This window comes from Photobacterium toruni (genome assembly GCF_024529955.1).
In the GTDB taxonomy this organism is placed as follows: Bacteria; Pseudomonadota; Gammaproteobacteria; order Enterobacterales; family Vibrionaceae; genus Photobacterium; species Photobacterium toruni.
In genome coordinates, this window is the sequence record NZ_AP024854.1 from 289,981 (window position 1) to 309,050 (window position 19,070).

Annotated in this window: 18 protein-coding genes; all 18 read left to right on the plus strand. The window is 36.8% G+C overall.

Going from position 1 to position 19,070, the window contains the following annotated elements; all coding sequences use genetic code 11:
- The first annotated feature begins 52 nt into the window (after positions 1-52).
- The 18 genes from OC457_RS01450 to OC457_RS01535 all read left to right on the plus strand — a co-directional run bounded on the left by OC457_RS01450 (position 53) and on the right by OC457_RS01535 (position 19,040).
- On the plus strand, positions 53-1,531 hold the full coding sequence (locus OC457_RS01450; RefSeq protein ID WP_080174421.1) for an MSHA biogenesis protein MshI: 1,479 nt from the start codon (positions 53-55) through the stop codon (positions 1,529-1,531).
- Positions 1,531-2,166, plus strand: coding sequence for a type 4a pilus biogenesis protein PilO (pilO, locus tag OC457_RS01455; protein ID WP_080174422.1), 636 nt, complete (start codon positions 1,531-1,533; stop codon positions 2,164-2,166). Before OC457_RS01450 ends, pilO begins: the two co-directional genes overlap by 1 nt.
- On the plus strand, positions 2,159-2,488 hold the full coding sequence (locus tag OC457_RS01460) for an MSHA biogenesis protein MshK (protein WP_210436076.1): 330 nt from the start codon (positions 2,159-2,161) through the stop codon (positions 2,486-2,488). Before pilO ends, OC457_RS01460 begins: the two co-directional genes overlap by 8 nt.
- A gap of 13 nt (positions 2,489-2,501) precedes the next feature.
- On the plus strand, positions 2,502-4,136 hold the full coding sequence (mshL, locus tag OC457_RS01465) for a pilus (MSHA type) biogenesis protein MshL (RefSeq protein ID WP_080174423.1): 1,635 nt from the start codon (positions 2,502-2,504) through the stop codon (positions 4,134-4,136).
- Positions 4,137-4,323: 187 nt separating this feature from the next.
- The gene (locus tag OC457_RS01470; RefSeq protein ID WP_235866928.1) at positions 4,324-5,112 is read left to right on the plus strand and encodes a tetratricopeptide repeat protein; all 789 of its coding nucleotides are present in this window, start codon (positions 4,324-4,326) and stop codon (positions 5,110-5,112) included.
- A 3-nt stretch (positions 5,113-5,115) separates the two neighbouring features.
- The gene (locus tag OC457_RS01475; protein WP_080174425.1) at positions 5,116-6,825 is read left to right on the plus strand and encodes a GspE/PulE family protein; all 1,710 of its coding nucleotides are present in this window, start codon (positions 5,116-5,118) and stop codon (positions 6,823-6,825) included.
- Between the two features lie 16 nt (positions 6,826-6,841).
- Positions 6,842-8,062, plus strand: coding sequence for a type II secretion system F family protein (locus OC457_RS01480; protein WP_080174426.1), 1,221 nt, complete (start codon positions 6,842-6,844; stop codon positions 8,060-8,062).
- The gene (locus OC457_RS01485) at positions 8,055-8,504 is read left to right on the plus strand and encodes a hypothetical protein (RefSeq protein WP_262054068.1); all 450 of its coding nucleotides are present in this window, start codon (positions 8,055-8,057) and stop codon (positions 8,502-8,504) included. Before OC457_RS01480 ends, OC457_RS01485 begins: the two co-directional genes overlap by 8 nt.
- A gap of 123 nt (positions 8,505-8,627) precedes the next feature.
- On the plus strand, positions 8,628-9,266 hold the full coding sequence (locus tag OC457_RS01490) for a type II secretion system protein (protein WP_080174428.1): 639 nt from the start codon (positions 8,628-8,630) through the stop codon (positions 9,264-9,266).
- Positions 9,267-9,277: 11 nt separating this feature from the next.
- Positions 9,278-9,838: a type II secretion system protein gene (locus OC457_RS01495; RefSeq protein ID WP_080174429.1), complete on the plus strand. Its 561-nt coding sequence runs from the start codon at positions 9,278-9,280 to the stop codon at positions 9,836-9,838.
- A gap of 74 nt (positions 9,839-9,912) precedes the next feature.
- Positions 9,913-10,488, plus strand: a complete 576-nt coding sequence (locus OC457_RS01500) for a type II secretion system protein (RefSeq protein WP_080174430.1) — start codon at positions 9,913-9,915, stop codon at positions 10,486-10,488.
- Between the two features lie 73 nt (positions 10,489-10,561).
- Positions 10,562-11,095 carry a type II secretion system protein gene (locus tag OC457_RS01505; RefSeq protein WP_080174431.1) on the plus strand — a complete coding sequence of 178 codons (534 nt, stop codon included), beginning with the start codon at positions 10,562-10,564 and terminating at the stop codon, positions 11,093-11,095.
- Between the two features lie 106 nt (positions 11,096-11,201).
- The gene (locus OC457_RS01510) at positions 11,202-11,690 is read left to right on the plus strand and encodes a type II secretion system protein (RefSeq protein WP_080174432.1); all 489 of its coding nucleotides are present in this window, start codon (positions 11,202-11,204) and stop codon (positions 11,688-11,690) included.
- On the plus strand, positions 11,687-12,337 hold the full coding sequence (locus tag OC457_RS01515) for a type IV pilus modification PilV family protein (protein ID WP_080174433.1): 651 nt from the start codon (positions 11,687-11,689) through the stop codon (positions 12,335-12,337). Before OC457_RS01510 ends, OC457_RS01515 begins: the two co-directional genes overlap by 4 nt.
- Entirely contained in the window at positions 12,337-13,083 is a 747-nt protein-coding gene (locus OC457_RS01520) for a PilW family protein (protein WP_080174434.1), read from the plus strand. Before OC457_RS01515 ends, OC457_RS01520 begins: the two co-directional genes overlap by 1 nt.
- Complete coding sequence (locus OC457_RS01525) at positions 13,073-13,498, plus strand: MshP protein (RefSeq protein WP_080174435.1); 426 nt, start codon at positions 13,073-13,075, stop codon at positions 13,496-13,498. The genes OC457_RS01520 and OC457_RS01525 overlap by 11 nt, the downstream gene beginning before the upstream one ends.
- Positions 13,495-17,769 carry a DUF6701 domain-containing protein gene (locus OC457_RS01530; RefSeq protein ID WP_144379588.1) on the plus strand — a complete coding sequence of 1,425 codons (4,275 nt, stop codon included), beginning with the start codon at positions 13,495-13,497 and terminating at the stop codon, positions 17,767-17,769. Before OC457_RS01525 ends, OC457_RS01530 begins: the two co-directional genes overlap by 4 nt.
- Positions 17,770-17,996: 227 nt before the next feature.
- The gene (locus OC457_RS01535) at positions 17,997-19,040 is read left to right on the plus strand and encodes a rod shape-determining protein (RefSeq protein WP_080174437.1); all 1,044 of its coding nucleotides are present in this window, start codon (positions 17,997-17,999) and stop codon (positions 19,038-19,040) included.
- Positions 19,041-19,070: the final 30 nt, after the last annotated feature.

Consider the following 19,070-nt stretch of genomic DNA (forward strand, 5'->3'; position numbering starts at 1 on the left):
ATTTTATTATTAAATAATCTCATACTGAATGTATGTTTATTTCTAGGTGCATATGAAACAACGCCTTATTAAATTTTTTAAAAAGAACGCGTCTAAATCTGTCGTATCTCTTACTTTTGATGAGACGATGGTTGCACTTGTTCGACGTGATCATGACAATTTTATTGTTGATCGTATTGCCGTATCGACAGTATCTGATTGGAATAATGCGGCACATGACTTAATTATTAAACATCAATTATCGGGTTATTTGGTGCATATAGTATTAGGTCATGGTTCATATCAGAGTCTAATTATAGATCAGCCTAATTTAAGTGCTGAAGAATTGCCGGTTGCCTTACCTTTTTTAATAAAAGACTTAGTCAATGATTCTCCGGCGGATATTATTGCTGATGGTTTTCCTGCCATTGTCAGCGGGCATCTGCAGGTTTTTGTTGCATCCCGTCAATTAATCTCCGATATAGTGCTCACATGCAGTAAAGCGGGATGTCATGTTAATGATATCACTGTTGAAGATGTGGTTTGGAGTGCGTTTACTGAGGCAAATCGTAGCCAGTTAATTATTCATAGTGATGAGAATGGTGATCTTCAATTAACGGCTTTTCATGAGCAAAATCTCTGTTTTCAGCGTCAATTACGTGGTGTTTCATTATCAACATTAGATACTGATATTCCAGAAAATCGTCAACAGCAACTTGATAATTTAGCGTTAGAATTACAACGGTCATTAGATTATATCAGCGCACAATTACGTGGTGATGCGATTAGTCAATTGATAATTAGTTGTGATAAGCAACAAAATGAAAAACTAGCCGATGAGTTAAATCAGCGTTTAAACATTAATGTTAAAGTCGTCGATGATGTTGCAACCAATATTGATTGTAATGTATCTCGGCTTGGCTGGGCTGCTTTACAACGTTCATCGCATGCAGCTTTTAACTTATATCGTGATAATTTATTACCGCTAAAAGAGTGGATGACATTGTCTAATCTTGCCATAAGTTGGGGGATTATCATGGTTATATTTATGGGGTGGTTTAGCTTTAATCAATGGCAAAATATGGAACAACAAAAGCAGTTAGATCAACAGTTATCCATATTAACAGCAGAGAAGAACCAGCTTCATTTAATCACTGATAAAATTGCTGCGATGGTGGTTGATCCTCTTAAAGTCTCGCAAGCTAAAAAATTAGAGGCTGAATTAGCAACTAAAGAAAATGCTTTAAAAGCTATTTATAAACATGATGATAGTCTAAAAGTGGGGTATGCCGAGTTGCTAAATCAATTAGCTGATGCGTCTAATGGTGATATTTCATTACAGCATATTTATGTTGCGGGAACGTTGATGGATTTAAATGGTATGGCACGTAATCCTGATGCTGTTCCACGTTGGGTTGGAGTATTTAATAGTTATTCATCGTTAATGAATAGGCGCTTTCAAAAAATGTCATTAGGGCGAAACGATAAAAATGTCGTGACATTTAGTTTACAAGCAGTAAATAGCAAACATGTGATTGAGGATCTTCATTAATGGATCAGTGGCGAGAATTAAATCAGCGTTTTTTAACTTTGTCGCGTCGAGAACAATGGCTAATTGCTATTACTGGATGGGTTGCCATTATATTTATTAGTTTTATGTTTGTTATTGATCCTCAAATAACAACATCACAAAATATAAAGATGTCATTATCTAATACAAATAATGATATTCAGACAGTTAAAAATGAATTAATTATAGCAAAAAGAAAATTAGCTATAAATCCAAATAAAGTACTTGAAAATAAAATAGAAAAATATAGACAAAAGAATAAGCTATTAGCAAAACAACTTGAAACTAAAATTGGAAGTTTAGTTACACCGACACAGATGACGAAATTGTTAGAACAAGTATTACGGCATAGTTCTGAATTAAAGTTAGAATCGATGACTTCATTACCTTCAGAGCAATTAATTCCTGGTAATGATGTGGGATATTTTATTCATCCTGTTAGTTTGAATTTTAGCGGTAGTTATTTTAACGTCGTTAATTATTTAAAAAAATTAGAAGCATTACCCGTTAAATATTATTGGTTGAGTTTAAATTATCAAGTTGAGAAATACCCATTGGCTAATATTGAATTAAAAGTTTATACATTAGGTGAAAATAAGGACTTTATCGGTGGTTAAATATATAGCATTGATAACTTTATTCGTTACCAGTTTGATTGTGCAGTCGGCATTTGCAGCACAAGATCCGACCGCGCCATTGGGATGGACCAATAATAATAGTAAGGTACGAGTTATATCTCGAGCCCAACTACCCACATTGCAAAGTATTATTTGTGATGATCAGCATTGTTCCGTTATTTTGAATGGAACAGTGGTGGGTTTAGGTGGAAGCGTTCAAGGGTATAAATTAACACATATTACTGATAACACTGTTACTTTAAGCCGTGGCAGTAAAAAATGGCAATTGGCGTTATTCGCTGAAAACATAAGAATAAATTAAAGGTTAAATAAGTATGCGTCGAGTCATTTTAGCTATTATGATTTCATCATTAGTTGGTTGTTCAACTAATATGGGACACCATAATCCTACAGATATAAAACAAGCATTAAATAACGCGGCTAATGAGTCAAGCAGTCGGCCCCAGTTTACGTTACCACCATCAGTAAGTGCTGATTTGATGCCAGCATTAGAAAGTAAACCAGTATCTAAGAAAGTATTAGATAAACGTTTTCGAATCAATGCAAAGAATGTTGATGCAAATGTATTTTTTACGAGTTTAGTGAAAGGAACGCCTTTTAATATTGTTATTGATCCTAATGTTAAGGGGCGAATTACAATGAAATTAAAAGATGTTACTTTAGATAATGTTTTAGATGTCGCCTCAGATATTTATGGATATCACATTACTCGTCAAGGCAATATCATTCAAGTTTTTCCTGCAACATTACGTACCGATGTTATTCCCGTAAACTATTTACAGTTACAGCGTAAAGGTGTGTCACTCACATCGATTACAACGGGATCAACGACGGATAATGATAACGGCAATAATAACGATAGTAACAACAATAACAATAATAACAACGATAGTGATAATAATAATAGTGATAACAATAGTGACAATACCACAACGGGCGGTACAACAATTGAAACAACGTCTAAGAGTGATTTTTGGGCGCAATTAGAAAAAGTCGTTAGTGGAATGATCGGTAAAGGAGATGGCCGTAATGTTATGGTCTCACCTCAAGCTGGATTAATTTCAGTGCGCGCTTACCCCAATGAACTTCGAGAAGTGAAACAATTTCTAGGTATGTCGCAAACACGCTTAACCCGTCAGGTGGTATTAGAAGCAAAAATTATGGAAGTCACACTTGATGATAGTTATCAACAAGGCATTGATTGGAATAATTTAACCAGCAGCCTTGGTGGTTCTGTTGGCGCTGTTGTTAAAGGTACGCGCGGTGCCGTTGCAAATATCGTGAATGGTCAAGCTAACATAACAATCACTGATGGTAATTTTAGTGCTGTAATGAGCTTTTTATCCACTCAGGGTGATTTAAATGTGTTATCTAGTCCTCGAGTGACTGCCGCAAATAACCAAAAGGCAGTGATCAAAGTGGGTGGTGATGAATATTTTGTTACCAATATTTCAAGCAGTAATGTTTCTGGTGATAATAGTAGTGCAGCGCCAGATATTAAATTAACCCCATTCTTCTCTGGTATCTCTCTTGATGTTACGCCACAAATTGATAATAACGGTGGTGTACTATTGCATGTACATCCTGTTGTTGTTGACGTGCAAAATGATGTTAAAAGTGTTGATTTGGGCGAAAAATACGGAACTTATCAATTACCATTAGCAAAGAGTACTATTCGTGAATCAGACTCTATTATTCATGCTCGTTCAGGGGATGTTGTCGTTATCGGTGGTTTAATGAAAACGAGCTATAGTGATCAAGTAACTAAGGTTCCACTGCTTGGTGATATTCCTGTTCTTGGTAATTTATTCCGTCACACCAATAGAGTGAAACATAAAACAGAATTAGTCATTTTGTTAAAACCGACAGTGGTTACTGATCATACTTGGCAGCAAGAAATTGAACGATCTCGTTCTTTAATTAATCAGTGGTTTCCTGACGAAGCTTAAGTCGTCATTTTTCGATTTCTGTTATAGAAACGTCTAACTTTGTTTGCTCATTAAAAAGGTCTTAGCTGTTATTTGTTATAACGGTTAGGCCTTTATTAATAAAAAAGAAACTGTGATGAAAATAAAAAATTTTGCTCAAAAGAGAAGATTAATATCGCTATATAGCGTTATGTTTAGTTGTTTGAGTATGATGATAAGTACCGTAACAATGCCTGTGATGGCGGCAACTGATGATAGTGTTAGTACGTCAGTTATCACTGATCATGATGAACAAAGTGTTTATGATGATGGATACAATAAAGGTTATGAACAAGCATTAGCTGAAGAACATCAAAAACAAAAAATAGTATCGCCACCAATTAAAAGTGAATTATCGATCGAAGCCGTATCATTAACGCCGAATGAATTAGCAAATGTTGAATATCTCAATGCAGAAAAAGCCTTAGATCAGCAAAATAGTAAACAGGCTGCCTTAAATCTAGAATCAGCATTGTATTATCGTCCCGACTGGGTCATGGCAAGACAAAAATTAGCTGCATTATATTATGGCAGAGGTAATGTTCAAGAGGCGATAGCAACACTTGAACGCGGATTATCTACTCAGCCAAATCAAGCGGATTTAAGGTTAACATTAGCAAAATTATTAATGAATGAGTCACAGTTTCAGGCGGCATTGACGGTACTGGATGAAAAAAGTGGCCATATGAGCATTCAGTATCTTGCCATGCGTGGTGCACTGGCTCAGCAGTTAAACCATAATAATATAGCGCTTGCGTGTTACCAAAAATTAATTCAACGAGCGCCTAAAGATGGCCGTTGGTGGATGGGCTTAGCCATTGTTCAAGAGCGAACTAAAGCCATTAATCAAGCGTTAGCGTCTTACCAGCAGGCGTTAGATTTAGGCAATATATCGTCTTCTTCTCAACTGTTTATTCAACAACGGTTGGCTAAGATTAAACCGCAACATAAGGCGTAAAATATGTCTCTTCGATTACGAAAGCGCCTCGGCGATCTTCTTGTTGATGCTAATATTATTACTCAAAATGATCTTGATTTAGCCTTAGCAAAACATCAACAAACAGGCAGAAAACTTGGCGATACGCTCATTAATATGGGCTTTTTAACAGAAACAGAAATGCTCCAATTCTTGGCTCAACAATTAGGAATTGCCTTAGTTGATTTGACGAGAATTGATATTGATAGCGATAGTATTACTTTATTATCCGAAGTAAATGCCCGTCGTTTACGCGCATTAGTCCTTGGGCGACAAGGAAATACTGTTCGAGTTGCAATGAGTGATCCTGCTGATTTAACCTCTCAAGAGGCCGTGTTTGATCTCCTTCATAATTATCAGGTTGAATTAGTCATCGCTCCTGAACGTCAATTGCTTGCTGCTTTTGATCGTTACTATCGTCGAACTAAAGAAATAGCTTCTTTTGCTGAGCAACTAAAGGCTGAACATCAATCAGACCAAGGTTTTTCTTACGGTATGGAAGATACCGATAAAGAAAAAGTGACGGTTGTTAAGTTAATTAACTCATTGTTTGAAGATGCGATTCAAGTAGGTGCATCGGATATTCATATTGAACCTGATGCTGATGTATTACGTATTCGACAACGGATTGATGGGGTTCTACATGAAACGCTATTAAAAGAAAATAGTGTCTCTGCCGCATTGGTTTTACGGCTAAAATTAATGAGTGGTTTGGACATATCTGAGAAACGATTGCCACAAGATGGTCGTTTTAATATAAAAGTCCGTGATCATTCGGTTGATGTCCGTATCTCCACCATGCCTATTCAACATGGTGAGTCGGTAGTTATGCGATTGTTAGATCAATCCGCGGGTATTCTTAGCCTTGATGAAATTGGTATGCCTGCAGAGTTGGTTGAGCGTTTTCGTCGGCAATTAAAGCGCCCTCATGGCATGCTGTTAGTTACGGGGCCAACAGGTTCTGGTAAAACCACCACACTTTATGGCGCTTTAAATGAGTTAAATAAACCAGGTAAAAAGCTGATCACGGCTGAAGATCCAGTGGAATATCGTTTACCCCGAGTTAACCAAGTACAGGTAAATAATCGTATTGGATTAACATTTTCATCTATTTTAAGAACTTTTTTACGCCAAGATCCAGATGTAATTTTAATTGGTGAAATGCGTGATCAAGAAACCGTTGAAATTGGTTTGCGTGCAGCATTAACCGGCCACCTTGTTCTTTCAACCTTACACACGAATGATGCTATTGACAGTGCATTACGAATGATTGATATGGAAGCGCCAGGTTACTTAGTCGCGAGTTCTGTGCGAGCAGTATTAGCCCAGCGTTTAGTCCGTCGTATTTGTCCTGATTGTATCGAAGATGATGTCTTAGATGAAAGTCAATTAACATGGGTAGAAAAACGATTTCCGGCATATGAAAAACAATTATTTCGTCATGGCCGAGGTTGTCATAGCTGTAACTTTAGTGGCTATAAAGGTCGAATTGGTGTGTTTGAGTTACTTGAAATGCGTCAAAATATGATGGATGCATTACGTGAAAATAATGCGGTGCTTTTTACGCAATTGGCCCGAAAAAGTGACGGTTATAAACCTTTAATTGAATCTGCCATGGAATTAGCATTATCAGGTAAAACCTCTATTGATGAAGTTTTGATACTTGGTGAAGGGGATATACTTGATGATTTGTAACAATAGAGGCTAAGCAATGGCTGTATTTAGTTATCGTGGGCGAACGGATAGAGGTCAGCTTAAGCGTGGTACGATTGAAGCATCTAGTGAAAATAGTGCTGCTGATTTATTATTACGCCAAGGTGTGATCCCGCTTGATATTCAAGAAATAAAAGTATCAGCTAAATCATTTGATTTAATGGCATTATTTCAATCACAGTTACCTCTTGAAGTGCTGGTGATTTTTTGTCGACAGTTATATAGCCTAACCAAGGCGGGTGTACCTTTATTGCGAGCGTTTAATGGTTTATCGCAAAGTACAACGCATAAACTATTAAAAGAAACATTAGCAACTGTGACGTCGGATTTGACCAATGGTCGAGCGTTATCTACATCGATGCAGCAACATCCTAGAGTTTTTTCTCGACTATTTATTTCGATGATCCATGTTGGTGAGAATACTGGACGGTTAGATGATATTTTGCTGCAATTGGCAAATTATTATGAGCAAGAGATGAAAACGCGTCGTCAAATTTCTTCTGCGATGCGTTATCCAACTTTTGTTATGATGTCGATTGTTATTGCGATGGGGATTTTAAATACCAAAGTGATTCCACAATTTGCCTCAATGTTCTCACGGTTTGGGGTTGAGTTGCCTCTGCCTACGCGAATTTTAATTGGCACCTCTAATTTTTTCGTTCATTACTGGTTAGCGATGACACTGGGCGCAATAGCGGTGTGGTTTGCGATCCGTTTATGGCGTAATACGGAAAAAGGTCAAGAAAAATGGGATCATTGGCGGTTAAGAATGCCGATCACCGGTTCAATCGTTAATCGTGCTCAAATGGCGCGTTTTTCACGGACCTTTGCATTAATGCTTCGTGCCGGTGTCCCGCTAAATAGTGCAATTCAAATGTCTGCCGAATCGTTAGGTAATGCTTTTTTAGAAAAACGCTTAATTGACATGAAAACAGGGATTGAAGGCGGTAGCAGTATTGCGCATATGGCGCGGCAATCAGAGGTTTTTACCCCCCTAGTGTTACAGATGATTGCGGTAGGTGAAGAGACGGGTCAGGTGGATGATCTCCTATTAGAAGCGGCAGAATTTTATGATCGCGAAGTAGAGTATGATTTACAAACATTAACCGCGAGAATTGAACCGATTATGTTAGTTGTCGTTGCGGGTATTGTATTGATGCTTGCATTAGGTATTTTCTTACCTATGTGGGGCATGCTTAATGTCGCCCAGCATGGATAAATTTAAGTCTGAAGTACGTTTAAAAAATATGGCTTGGGCTGCGGTAATATTATTACTAATTAGCGTGCTGCTATATAAGTGGCAACAAGTTGAGAATAAAGCCGAAGCCACTCAACTTATATTAACCCAAAATAATCTTTATCAAGGTGCGGTAAACTTAAAACAACAATGGGAAATGAATAATAAACCCTATCGTGATCATATTGATGGCATTGATTTTCAATATACTCAACGAGGCTGGCCAATTGTTACTATTGATAATAAACTTAATTGCGAAAAATTATGGCTATTACTTACCAATAATATTAATTATAGAAGTAATAATGAATCCTTATATATTAAAAATAGTAAATTAACGGCTAAAAATCATTGTACTTATATACTTAATAATAAAGCATTGGCAATTTTTTATATTAATGGCAAAATACACATCGTGATTTAATATTGCTACATTATATAGCAATAAGGAATATTTTTAAGTAATCAGTTGATATATTGTAATAAAGTATCAATTGGTAATCGACTTCAGTTATTTAATAAATCAGTGAGTTAAAAAGGATTTAAAATGAAAAAACATAATGGCTTTTCATTAATAGAACTTGTCGTTGTGATTATCATTTTAGGAATATTAGCAGCAACTGCATTACCTCGATTTATGAATATTACCGATGCTGCAAAAAAATCAGCCATTGAAGCTATGGCTGGTGGATTTGCGACGGCAGTCGTTTCAACTCGAGCGCAATGGGAAGCTTATGGTCGTCCTGTCGATCGTAGCAATAATAATATTGTTAATTATGATGGTACTGAATTTAAGTTAACCAATGTTGATCAACAAAAAAACATTCGCATGGGTTATCCCTTTGCGTTAAATAGCAGTAACACTGTTGATGTGCTTGATATAACCGCTAATGATTGCTTAGATTTGTTAGAGGAGTTAATGCAGAATCCACCATTAGCAACAACATCGAAAAATACAGTTGCTGGTAGTAAGGCATTGTTTTATGTCACTGTTGAAAATGTAAAAATTAAAGATATTAATGGTATTAATCCTCAAGGAATTATTACTGAAGCAAAACAATGTCGCTATTATCAATTAGCGTCAGCAAGTAAAAACAGTGCGGGTGATATTAATCCATTAGCCGGACATTCGTTTACCTACAAACCGACATTAGGTCGGGTTGAAGTTGAATTGCAACAGCAATAGAGAGAAGTTATCTGAAACGACAACAAGGTTTTACCTTAATTGAATTAGTGGTTGTGATTGTTATTCTAGGTATTTTAGCAGTTACTGCCGCACCTAAGTTTATGAACCTGCAAGGTGATGCTCGTAATGCGTCACTACAAGGTCTAAAAGGTGCTATTCAAGGCGCAGCAGCTATTGTTTACGGTAAGGCGGCGATTCAAGGTGTTGAATCATCACAAGATAGAGTCAAAGTTGGTGCTGTAAATACTATTTATGGTTACCCCGATATATCTTCTGGCGGTATTGTTGCTGCATTAGCGGGTAGTGATGATTGGGATTACTCTAATCGAACAGTGGACGTAAAAGTGAAAGCTGCTACAGGTGCTGTTGTAACAATAGAAGGGCAGTTATTTACCTTTAAACAATATGCTCATAATGCATTGCAGAAAATAGATCTTACTGTTACCGGCGGTACTGTTTCAGTTACGGAAGGTAATAACGCTATCCCTAAAAACTGTTTCTTAGTCTACGTGCCTGCTGTTAAAAATAGCATTGCACAAGTGTTCATGCCAACAAATGCTTGTAAAGACTAGGATTATCGTTTGATATTATAGATGAGAGATCTGTGTTTCTCTCAGTTATTAAATACATTGAAAGAGAAAATAACATGAAAAAACAACAAGGTTTTACCCTAATCGAACTGGTCGTTGTGATCGTTATTCTAGGTATTTTAGCTGTTACTGCAGCGCCTAAATTTATGAATCTGCAAGGCGATGCACGTAATGCATCTCTACAAGGCTTGAAAGGTGCTATTCAAGGCGCAGCTGGCATTGTTTATGGTAAAGCGGCGATTGCTGGAATTGAAGATACAGCTGCTTCTGCTGGTGTTTCTGTTGCTGTGGGGACAGGTAAGGTATTAACTAATTATGGTTATCCAACAGCGACTACTGGCGGTATTGATAATGCGGTTGCTGGTGTGGGCGGTACAAATACTGATTGGGCGGTGAGTTCTCAGGACAATGTGACTATTGATGGTAATGGTACTGGAGCAACGAAGGGACAGCTATTTACATTTAGTCAATATAAAGATAACAAAGATAATGCAGTAACAATTACGATTGCGGATGGTAAGGTAACTACACCCCAAACAGCTATTCCTAAAAACTGTTTCTTAGTATATGTACCTGCAGTTAAGGATGGTACAGCACAAGTATTAATGCCTACAAATGCTTGTAAAGACTAAGTATTATCGTTTTATCTTATAACGAGAGGGAATTATGCCTCTCGTTATTAAACACATTGAAAGAGAAAAAAACATGAAAAAACAACAAGGTTTTACCCTTATCGAATTAGTAGTAGTAATCGTAATTCTAGGTATTCTAGCTGTTACTGCTGCGCCTAAATTTATGAATCTACAAGGCGATGCGCGTCATGCATCATTAGATGGTTTACGTGGCGCAATTAATGGTGCTGCGGGTATTGTTTATGGTAAAGCTGCTATTGCTGGTCAAGAAAATTCGGCAGATCCAATAAATGTTGGTGAGTCTGATCATCAAATCCAGACGGTTTATGGCTATCCGACAGCAACATCTGCGGGTATCGGTGCTGCACTTTCGGGTGTTAATGGCGAAGATGGTGATTTTGTTATGGGTAATCTAACATCTGGTAAACCTGGCACTGTAGAATTTACTTTTAAAAATTATGCTGCGGCAGGTAATGCACCGAAAGGATGTTACTTAACTTATACTGCAGCAACGTCTTCTGCTATTGCAACGGTTAAATTGGATCCAACTGCTTGTAAATCTGGAAATGATAAGACATTTACAGTTGTTACTACGACAAAACAATAAACGAGTGATGTCGATCATCGGTTAATTATTAAAAGGCGCTGAAAAGCGCCTTTTTTTATATGAAATCTGATAAATTAAACAAACATATCAATAAATAGGCGGCGAAGTGAAGTCACAACAAGGTTTCTCCCTTATTGAACTTATCATGGTGATCATCCTTATTGGGATCCTCAGTGCCACGGCTGCTGCGCGTTTTTCTGGGCGAAGTGAATTTGATGCGCAGATCACTCGCGATCAAGCAATATCACTCATTCGTCAGCTTCAAATTTCAGCCATGAACGGTGATAGCCAACCACTAACGGTTGAATCAAATTGTCTTGGTGTGTGTGACGCTAACCGCCAAGATGCTAATAACAGCTTACGCTATCAACAAACGCAAACCACTTTCTCAATATACCCCTTGAACCGTGGATCCTCGTCGTTATTTTTTAATTTACTGGGGCAACCGACAGTCAGTGAGGCACCAACGGCAGCGCTTAGTTGTACATCCGGCTGTACAATTACAATAACGGCTAAAAATAACCAAACTGCCAGTATTTGTATTAATAGCCAAGGCTATATTTATAAGAAAACCGATGAGGCGTGTTCACAGTGAATCTTTATCGTAAAGCAAAAGGTTTTACCCTTATCGAGGGGATCATCACCATTGTTTTATTGGCTATTGCAATGATCACCTTGATCAGCTTTTTGTTTCCTCAAGTTGAACGCTCGGCGATCCCTTATTATCAAGCTCGCTCGGCTGCGATGGGGGAGGCGATACTCAATCAAGTGTTAGCGCGTCAATTTGATCAAAATTCCGATCCTAATGGTGATAGTGTTTATCGTTGCGGTGAGAATGATAAACAAGGTGAATTTATTTATTGTTCGGCAACAGGACCTCATCCTAAACCTGCGACATTAGGGCCGGATACTCAGCTTGAGAAATCACAACCACAATATTCAAATGATGTTGATGATTTTATTGGTTGCTGGGGAACAAAAGAACAGTGTCAGGGGTATAAAGATCTTCATACTATTGATCGGAGTAAATATCCCAATACATTAATGGCCCTTATTCCCAGTTCTGATAATGCTAAATATAAACATATATTTGCGCTGATCAGTGTTCAGTATGATCGCCCTGATCTTGTTGTATTAAACAAACAAACACTACCTGAACCTCGATTTAAAAAAATCACCGTTACCGTCAATGCCGGCCGTTATGGAAAATATAATTACATTGCCTATAAAGGGAACTACTAATGCGTAACCACAACAAAGGTTTTACCTTATTAGAAATGGTGATCGCAATGGTGGTACTGTCGATCATCATGATTGGTATCGGTAGTTATATTGCGTTGGGTGTGAAAGGTTATACTAATACGATCGATCGTGAACGATTACAGTCGCAGGCCCGTTTTTTAGTGGCGCGAATGACTAAAGAAATTCGCCATGCAGCACCTAATAGTTTAGTAACTGAAGATCGTTGTATCCGTTTTTATCCCATTGTCAGTTCTGCAGTTTATTATGCTGAATTACCCAATAACAGTGATGAATTAAATATCTCTCCATTTGATTTTGAGAATAAAGCTATTTGGGATCACAATGGTTGGCATATTGCGGTGGGGTTTGCTTCTGCTGAACAATATCAGAATAATACGATAACTGTTGATAGTATTAGTGCAGCAAAAACAAATGATAACAATCAAGCTGGTAATTTATTTCAATTAACATTATCTTCACCGATTATTACGTCATCACCCGGTAAGCGACTCTATTTATATCACGATCAAATTAGTTATTGTCAGCTCGGTAATACTATCGTGCGTAAAGTAAATAATAGTGATGGGGTGTTAATGGCGACCAATATTGTTGAGTTTATGCCAAAAGTACAAGCCGCCGGATTAAATAGTAGTGCGATAGCGTTAATTGGTATTAAATTTAGCGATCCAAAGACCAATGAAATTGCGAATTATAACCACAGTGTGCAGGTGTTAAATGTATTGTAATCATTATACGAAACAGCGTGGCAGTGGCTTGATGATCGTATTGTTTGTGATTGTGGTAATGGGGTTAATGGCTATCGCAATGACTAAAATAGGCGCTTCAAGCCAAACCATGACCACCAAAGAAGTGCTTGGCACTCGTGCATGGTTTAGTGCTTATTCTGCTAATGAAGTGCTATTAACTAAGATATTTCCACTTGGAAACCCATTAATCAGTGAGCCTACGGCTTGTAAAACTTATTTGGCTGCAGAAATAAAAACACCACTTCAACAAGGGTGCAAAATTGTGACTATGAATTGTGTAGCTACGATTATAAATAAAACCAATGAATATAAATTAATAAGTACTGCCACATGCGGTAGTGGAAAAGTTGTTATGACACGGACACAAGAAGTTTGGGCTAAGGGGTTAAAATGAATAGAATTTATTCTATATTTATTATTTTCATAGTGTTTATTTATTCTCAATTAACTTTTGCAGAATCAAATATACCAAACTTTTATTTCGATCAGATATCAATAGGAGATAACTCTTGTTTAATGAGTGATGATGGTTGTTCCATTAATATTGAAAAGCCATTAAAAGATCTAAATGGTAAATTTATTAAAAATGTTCCTGTAGTATTTAAGTCTAAACCTCTTATTTTTGTGATGCCTACTATTGATTATGGCTCTGATAAATTTATAGGTCGTGATGCTCCAGCAACTCTACGTATTACTAGTATATCTAGAAGTAGTGATGGTGGATATAAATTTACGGTTAAACAAGATATAGCTAATTATAATCATGAATTTCTAAATTTAGATGGGCATAATTCTTTATTTTATTGGTATTACTGGGATGAATATCAAGAAGTTATCAGAAATAATATTAATTCTGAAAATAAAATAAAAAATAAAAAAACTGGAAAATTTAAAAATTTAGAGAGTAAGCATATCGCATCTGAAAATAAGTTATGGGAAAACGTTCCATTTTCATTGTATGTTAAACCCATGCCTCTGATTACTTATTTTGCTATTGAACCAGGTACAATTGATCTTGCTGGAAAAGGAAAAATAATTGCAGGTACGGTTTCTCTAACTAAATTTATTGATTCGAAAACCTCATTATATAAAGGTGGTGTTTTAAATAAAAATAAATTAAATAGCTTAATTGACTCTCAGTTAGTAAAAACAATTTCTAATGATGGTTTTTCTTCTAATATGGGGATCATTATTAATGAACAACCTAATAATAGTAATCGATGGGTAACACCTTATTCTATTATTTATAATGGTAATACATATATTGGGTTAGATGGTTCTGAAGTCAATACTAATAGTGATATAAAAGCAATTAATGTTGCTTATTTACAAGCTGAAGGAAAGGGAGTTTTTAAAGGATTAAACTTCATACTTGGACGAGGAGATACAAAAAACACATTACAGAATAATTTGGTTTTTCCTGACTCAGTGACAAAACCAGTAGAAGAAGAATGTAATGCCTATATGGATATAGATAACACTTCGTTTGATTTTTCTGATTTAGTAAAGAAACCGTTAATGTTTTTAGCATCAAAAAATTCTCGAAAAGGTCCAAATGGTGGTTGGTTACGTCTATGTAAAAAACAAAATAGCGGGCAATCACTTCAAGTTAGTTTTGTTAATGATGAAGATCTAAATGAAAGAAATGTACGTTCTATTGAACGAAAACATCATGATGAAAGTGTTGGTTTTATGGCTTTTCAACGTCAAGTGTCTGAAACCACATGTGGCTTATTCCCAGGTCCGATTCAAACATGGCAAGGAAACACATCTGGAACATTGAAAATAGAACCTAAAATCATCATTAAAGGCGTGCCATTCACCAATGGTGAAAAACGTATTGGTTTTGAATATATTCATTATGGAAGTAACCCCGCATATAAGGCTTGTGATGGATATGCTTGTGAGCCTAATGGTCAGTTTGCGAATAAAATAGATTTTAATCATTTCATTTTCCCTGCAAATGATGATGGTGAATTAAGTAGTCAAGAAAATGTTAATAAACTTCACAATAAGGAAATTTATTTTTTTAATATGATAAATTTAAATAATAAAAAAATCATATTTCCAAATGGATCTATTGTCCATGCGAAAAATTTAACGATGGTAAGTTCTTCTCTTAGACCTGAGTCAAATAATCCAGATGATTTGATAATTTATATTCATGATAAGCCAAGTTCGGGGCATACATGGAGTGAAATTAATAATGGTAGTACTATTACTGCGCTTATTTATTCTGAACGAGAGATAGACATTTCTAATGGTAATGTTGAGGGGTGTAGTAATTATGAAACATGTCCTGAAGTATCTCGAATTAATGGTGCAGTAACAGCAAAAGCTATTCATGCTCATGGTAATTATAAAATGATAGGTGTTGAAATTAATGGTCAAAGTTCTTGTTTTAATTCTACTCCTAGCTATACCCTTACGTTATCACCAGATATAACATCAACACTTTGTGACAGTAAAAAAATCACCTTTAATGTTAATTCTACTAATAGTGATACTTATAATGGTATAGCATCGTTTACTTTAACTTCTACAAGTAGTGGTGAGTGGTCAACAACAGAGAACTTTACTTCTGGAGTGACTAAATTTAAAAGTGGTAGCAATAGATACCCAATTAATATTAAAAATAATCAAGCAACTATTTGGTTGCGTAGTGACGGTGTTACGACGGTTAATATTAATGCTAGTATTGAAAATAATACTGTGACAGCGACAGGGGAATATAAATTCTCTATGGCTAATGATGTTTATTTTAGTATGACGAATAAACAAGAGAATATTATTGCAGGTAAAACATTTAATACAGTTATCACGGCTAAAATTTGTGGTGTCGGTAATAAAGCGAAAACGTTAACTCAATATACGGGTGATAAGCATTTAACCTTAAACACTCAATATATTCATCCAGATAAACCTGCTTATGATATATCAGAAGATGATGGTAAAAAAATAACATCACCAATTCAAGTTGAAGTTATTACTGGAGAGGCTGGTGGGGCGACAAAACATTTAAATATTAAATTTGATAAGGGTGTTTCATCACCATTAACACTGCAATATCGAGAAGCGGGCGTGATTCAATGGCAGGTAACTGATCCTGATTTTACTTTTAGTAAAAAACTTATCTCGACAGCATCGGATGTAAAGAAAATATCAACGCAATCCTTAAACGTTAACGGAGTCTTAGATATTAATTCCCGCCCGTGGACGTTTGCTATATGTCCGTTAACGTTTAATGGTAAAAATGAATATCGTTTAGCTAATGGTACTTCTAAAGGTGGTGAAGCTTATACTGCTGCTGGTCATTCCTTTGATGTGTTATTAAAGCCTTTAGTGTGGCAAAAAGATATTACAGGTGTGCTTGATGTCTCTAATCAAGATTATTGTAGTGCATCAGTGACCAAAAACTTTTTAGTGGCAGGCTCTCCAGCTTTAGGAGATGGTGTTATATCTCAATATAGTATTCATAGCCCAGATAATGGAAATAAAGGGGTCTTCCATTTAGGTCAAATAACTAAAGAGCCGACACTTAATGGCTTGTTGGTGAAAGGTAATACTTGGAGTGAAGTGGGCAGTTTGTGGTTACAGGTTGGATTGAATAATTATTTAGGGATGAATATTGATCCAAGCAAACGTCATATTGGTCGTTTTTTTCCGGCTTATTTGGCATTGGATGCAGATAATACTTTTGTTTTACCCCCATTAAACCAACAGTTTACTTATATGAATCAACCATTTTCAGCTGGATTTAGAATTTTTGCCTTTAACAAACAGAATCTAAAGGTAAAAAATTATTATTTGTTTGACGATGGTCTTAAATCAGAAATGCAGCTAATGGTAATGGCTAATGGCAAGGATCTAATATCTCGTTATCAACCACTGCTAATTAAGGATAATGCTAAGATATGGAAAGCGAGTTCTAATAATAAGAAGGACGCGTATTCTGTGTTTAACTATGCTGCTGAAGGTAATGCTAAATTCTTACGTCATTATATTGATGGATTATCAACTACAAGCAAAGAAGATGGTCCGTATCCTGATTGGCAATTACGAGTAAAACAAACATCAACCCCCGATGGTGTAACTTGGCAGGATAAGAGCGAGAGTGAGTTAATTGGTACTAACGATCTTCGCTATGGCCGCATGGCACTGCAAGATGCTGCCGGAGATATTGGCAAGTCATTAACGATTCCATTGCGGGTTGAGTATTGGAATGGTGCTGAGTTTGTCACGAATAGCGATGATTCAGCTTCAAAATTTGATGGAGCTAATTATTGTCGTCAAATTTTAATACAAGAACCAGTGCCTCATATAGCCAATGATCCAACAACGTCTGGTACTGGCACAGTTACTACAGGTCAGCCATTACTTAACCAGTTAACGGCAAATCCTGATGGTGATTTTAAACAGCAAATTCGTTTTTGGCAGCAACTATCAGTCTTAACTAAGCCAACTCAAATAACAGATACGCCGCAAATAAAATGTGTAAATGGCACATCAAATCAACCTTGGTTAAGTTATAACTGGCGTGGCTTAGGTGACGAAGATCCATCAGCTACCGTAACCTTTGGCGTTTATCATGGTAATAATCGAATTATTTATCGTGGTGAAACGAATGCCAAGGATCAGTCTATTCCATATCAAAACTATCAGTAATTGCATATTTTTATATTAGAGCTGATATTTAGCATAGATTTCAGTTATGGTATTGAGGCTAGTTGTATTTTTAAATATAGATTTTAATGGTCTCAATTAGCCCGTAGAGTAAATTAATTGCGTGTCTAGACGTGATTTAGCGATCCAGATCTTGTTTCACTTAGGTGTACTTGATACATTGAGAGTAATTTACGATTTTTTAACGCTTGCAGGAATAGCTGAAGACTATGTTTAAGAAGCTTCGTGGCATGTTTTCCAATGACTTGTCTATTGACTTGGGCACGGCCAATACCCTTATTTATGTCAAAGGACAAGGAATAGTTCTTGATGAACCCTCTGTTGTGGCTATTCGCCAAGATCGCGCAGGTGCAACTAAAAGTGTTGCTGCGGTAGGTCATGATGCCAAGCTTATGCTTGGTCGTACGCCAGGTAATATAGCTGCGATTCGACCAATGAAAGATGGCGTGATTGCCGATTTTTATGTTACTGAAAAAATGCTGCAGCACTTTATTAAACAAGTGCATGACAATAGCTTTTTGCGTCCAAGTCCACGTGTATTAGTGGCAGTACCTTGTGGATCAACTCAAGTTGAGCGTCGTGCAATTCGTGAATCAGCTCAAGGTGCTGGTGCGCGTGAAGTTTACCTAATTGATGAGCCTATGGCTGCGGCAATTGGTGCTGGAATGCCAGTATCAGAAGCTATGGGCTCAATGGTGATCGATATCGGTGGTGGTACTACTGAAGTTGCGGTTATCTCATTGAATGGTGTGGTGTATTCATCATCAGTACGTATTGGTGGTGATCGTTTTGATGAAGCTATCATTAACTATGTGCGTCGTAACTACGGTAGCTTGATCGGTGAAGCAACGGCTGAGCGTATTAAGCATGAAATAGGTTCAGCTTATCCAGGTGATGAAGTACGAGAAATTGAAGTTCGTGGCCGTAACCTTGCAGAAGGTGTTCCGCGTAGCTTTACATTGAACTCCAACGAGATTTTAGAAGCATTGCAAGAGGCATTAACAGGAATTGTGTCTGCAGTTATGGTTGCGCTTGAACAATGCCCACCAGAATTAGCGTCTGATATTTCAGAGCGCGGCATGGTGTTAACAGGTGGCGGTGCATTATTACGCGATCTTGATCGTCTTCTTACTGAAGAAACAGGTATCCCTGTTGTTGTGGCAGAAGATCCATTAACGTGTGTAGCACGTGGAGGCGGTAAAGCGCTTGAAATGATTGATATGCATGGTGGCGATCTCTTCAGCGAAGAATAATGCCATCATAGGATCCTAATTAAACAGGTT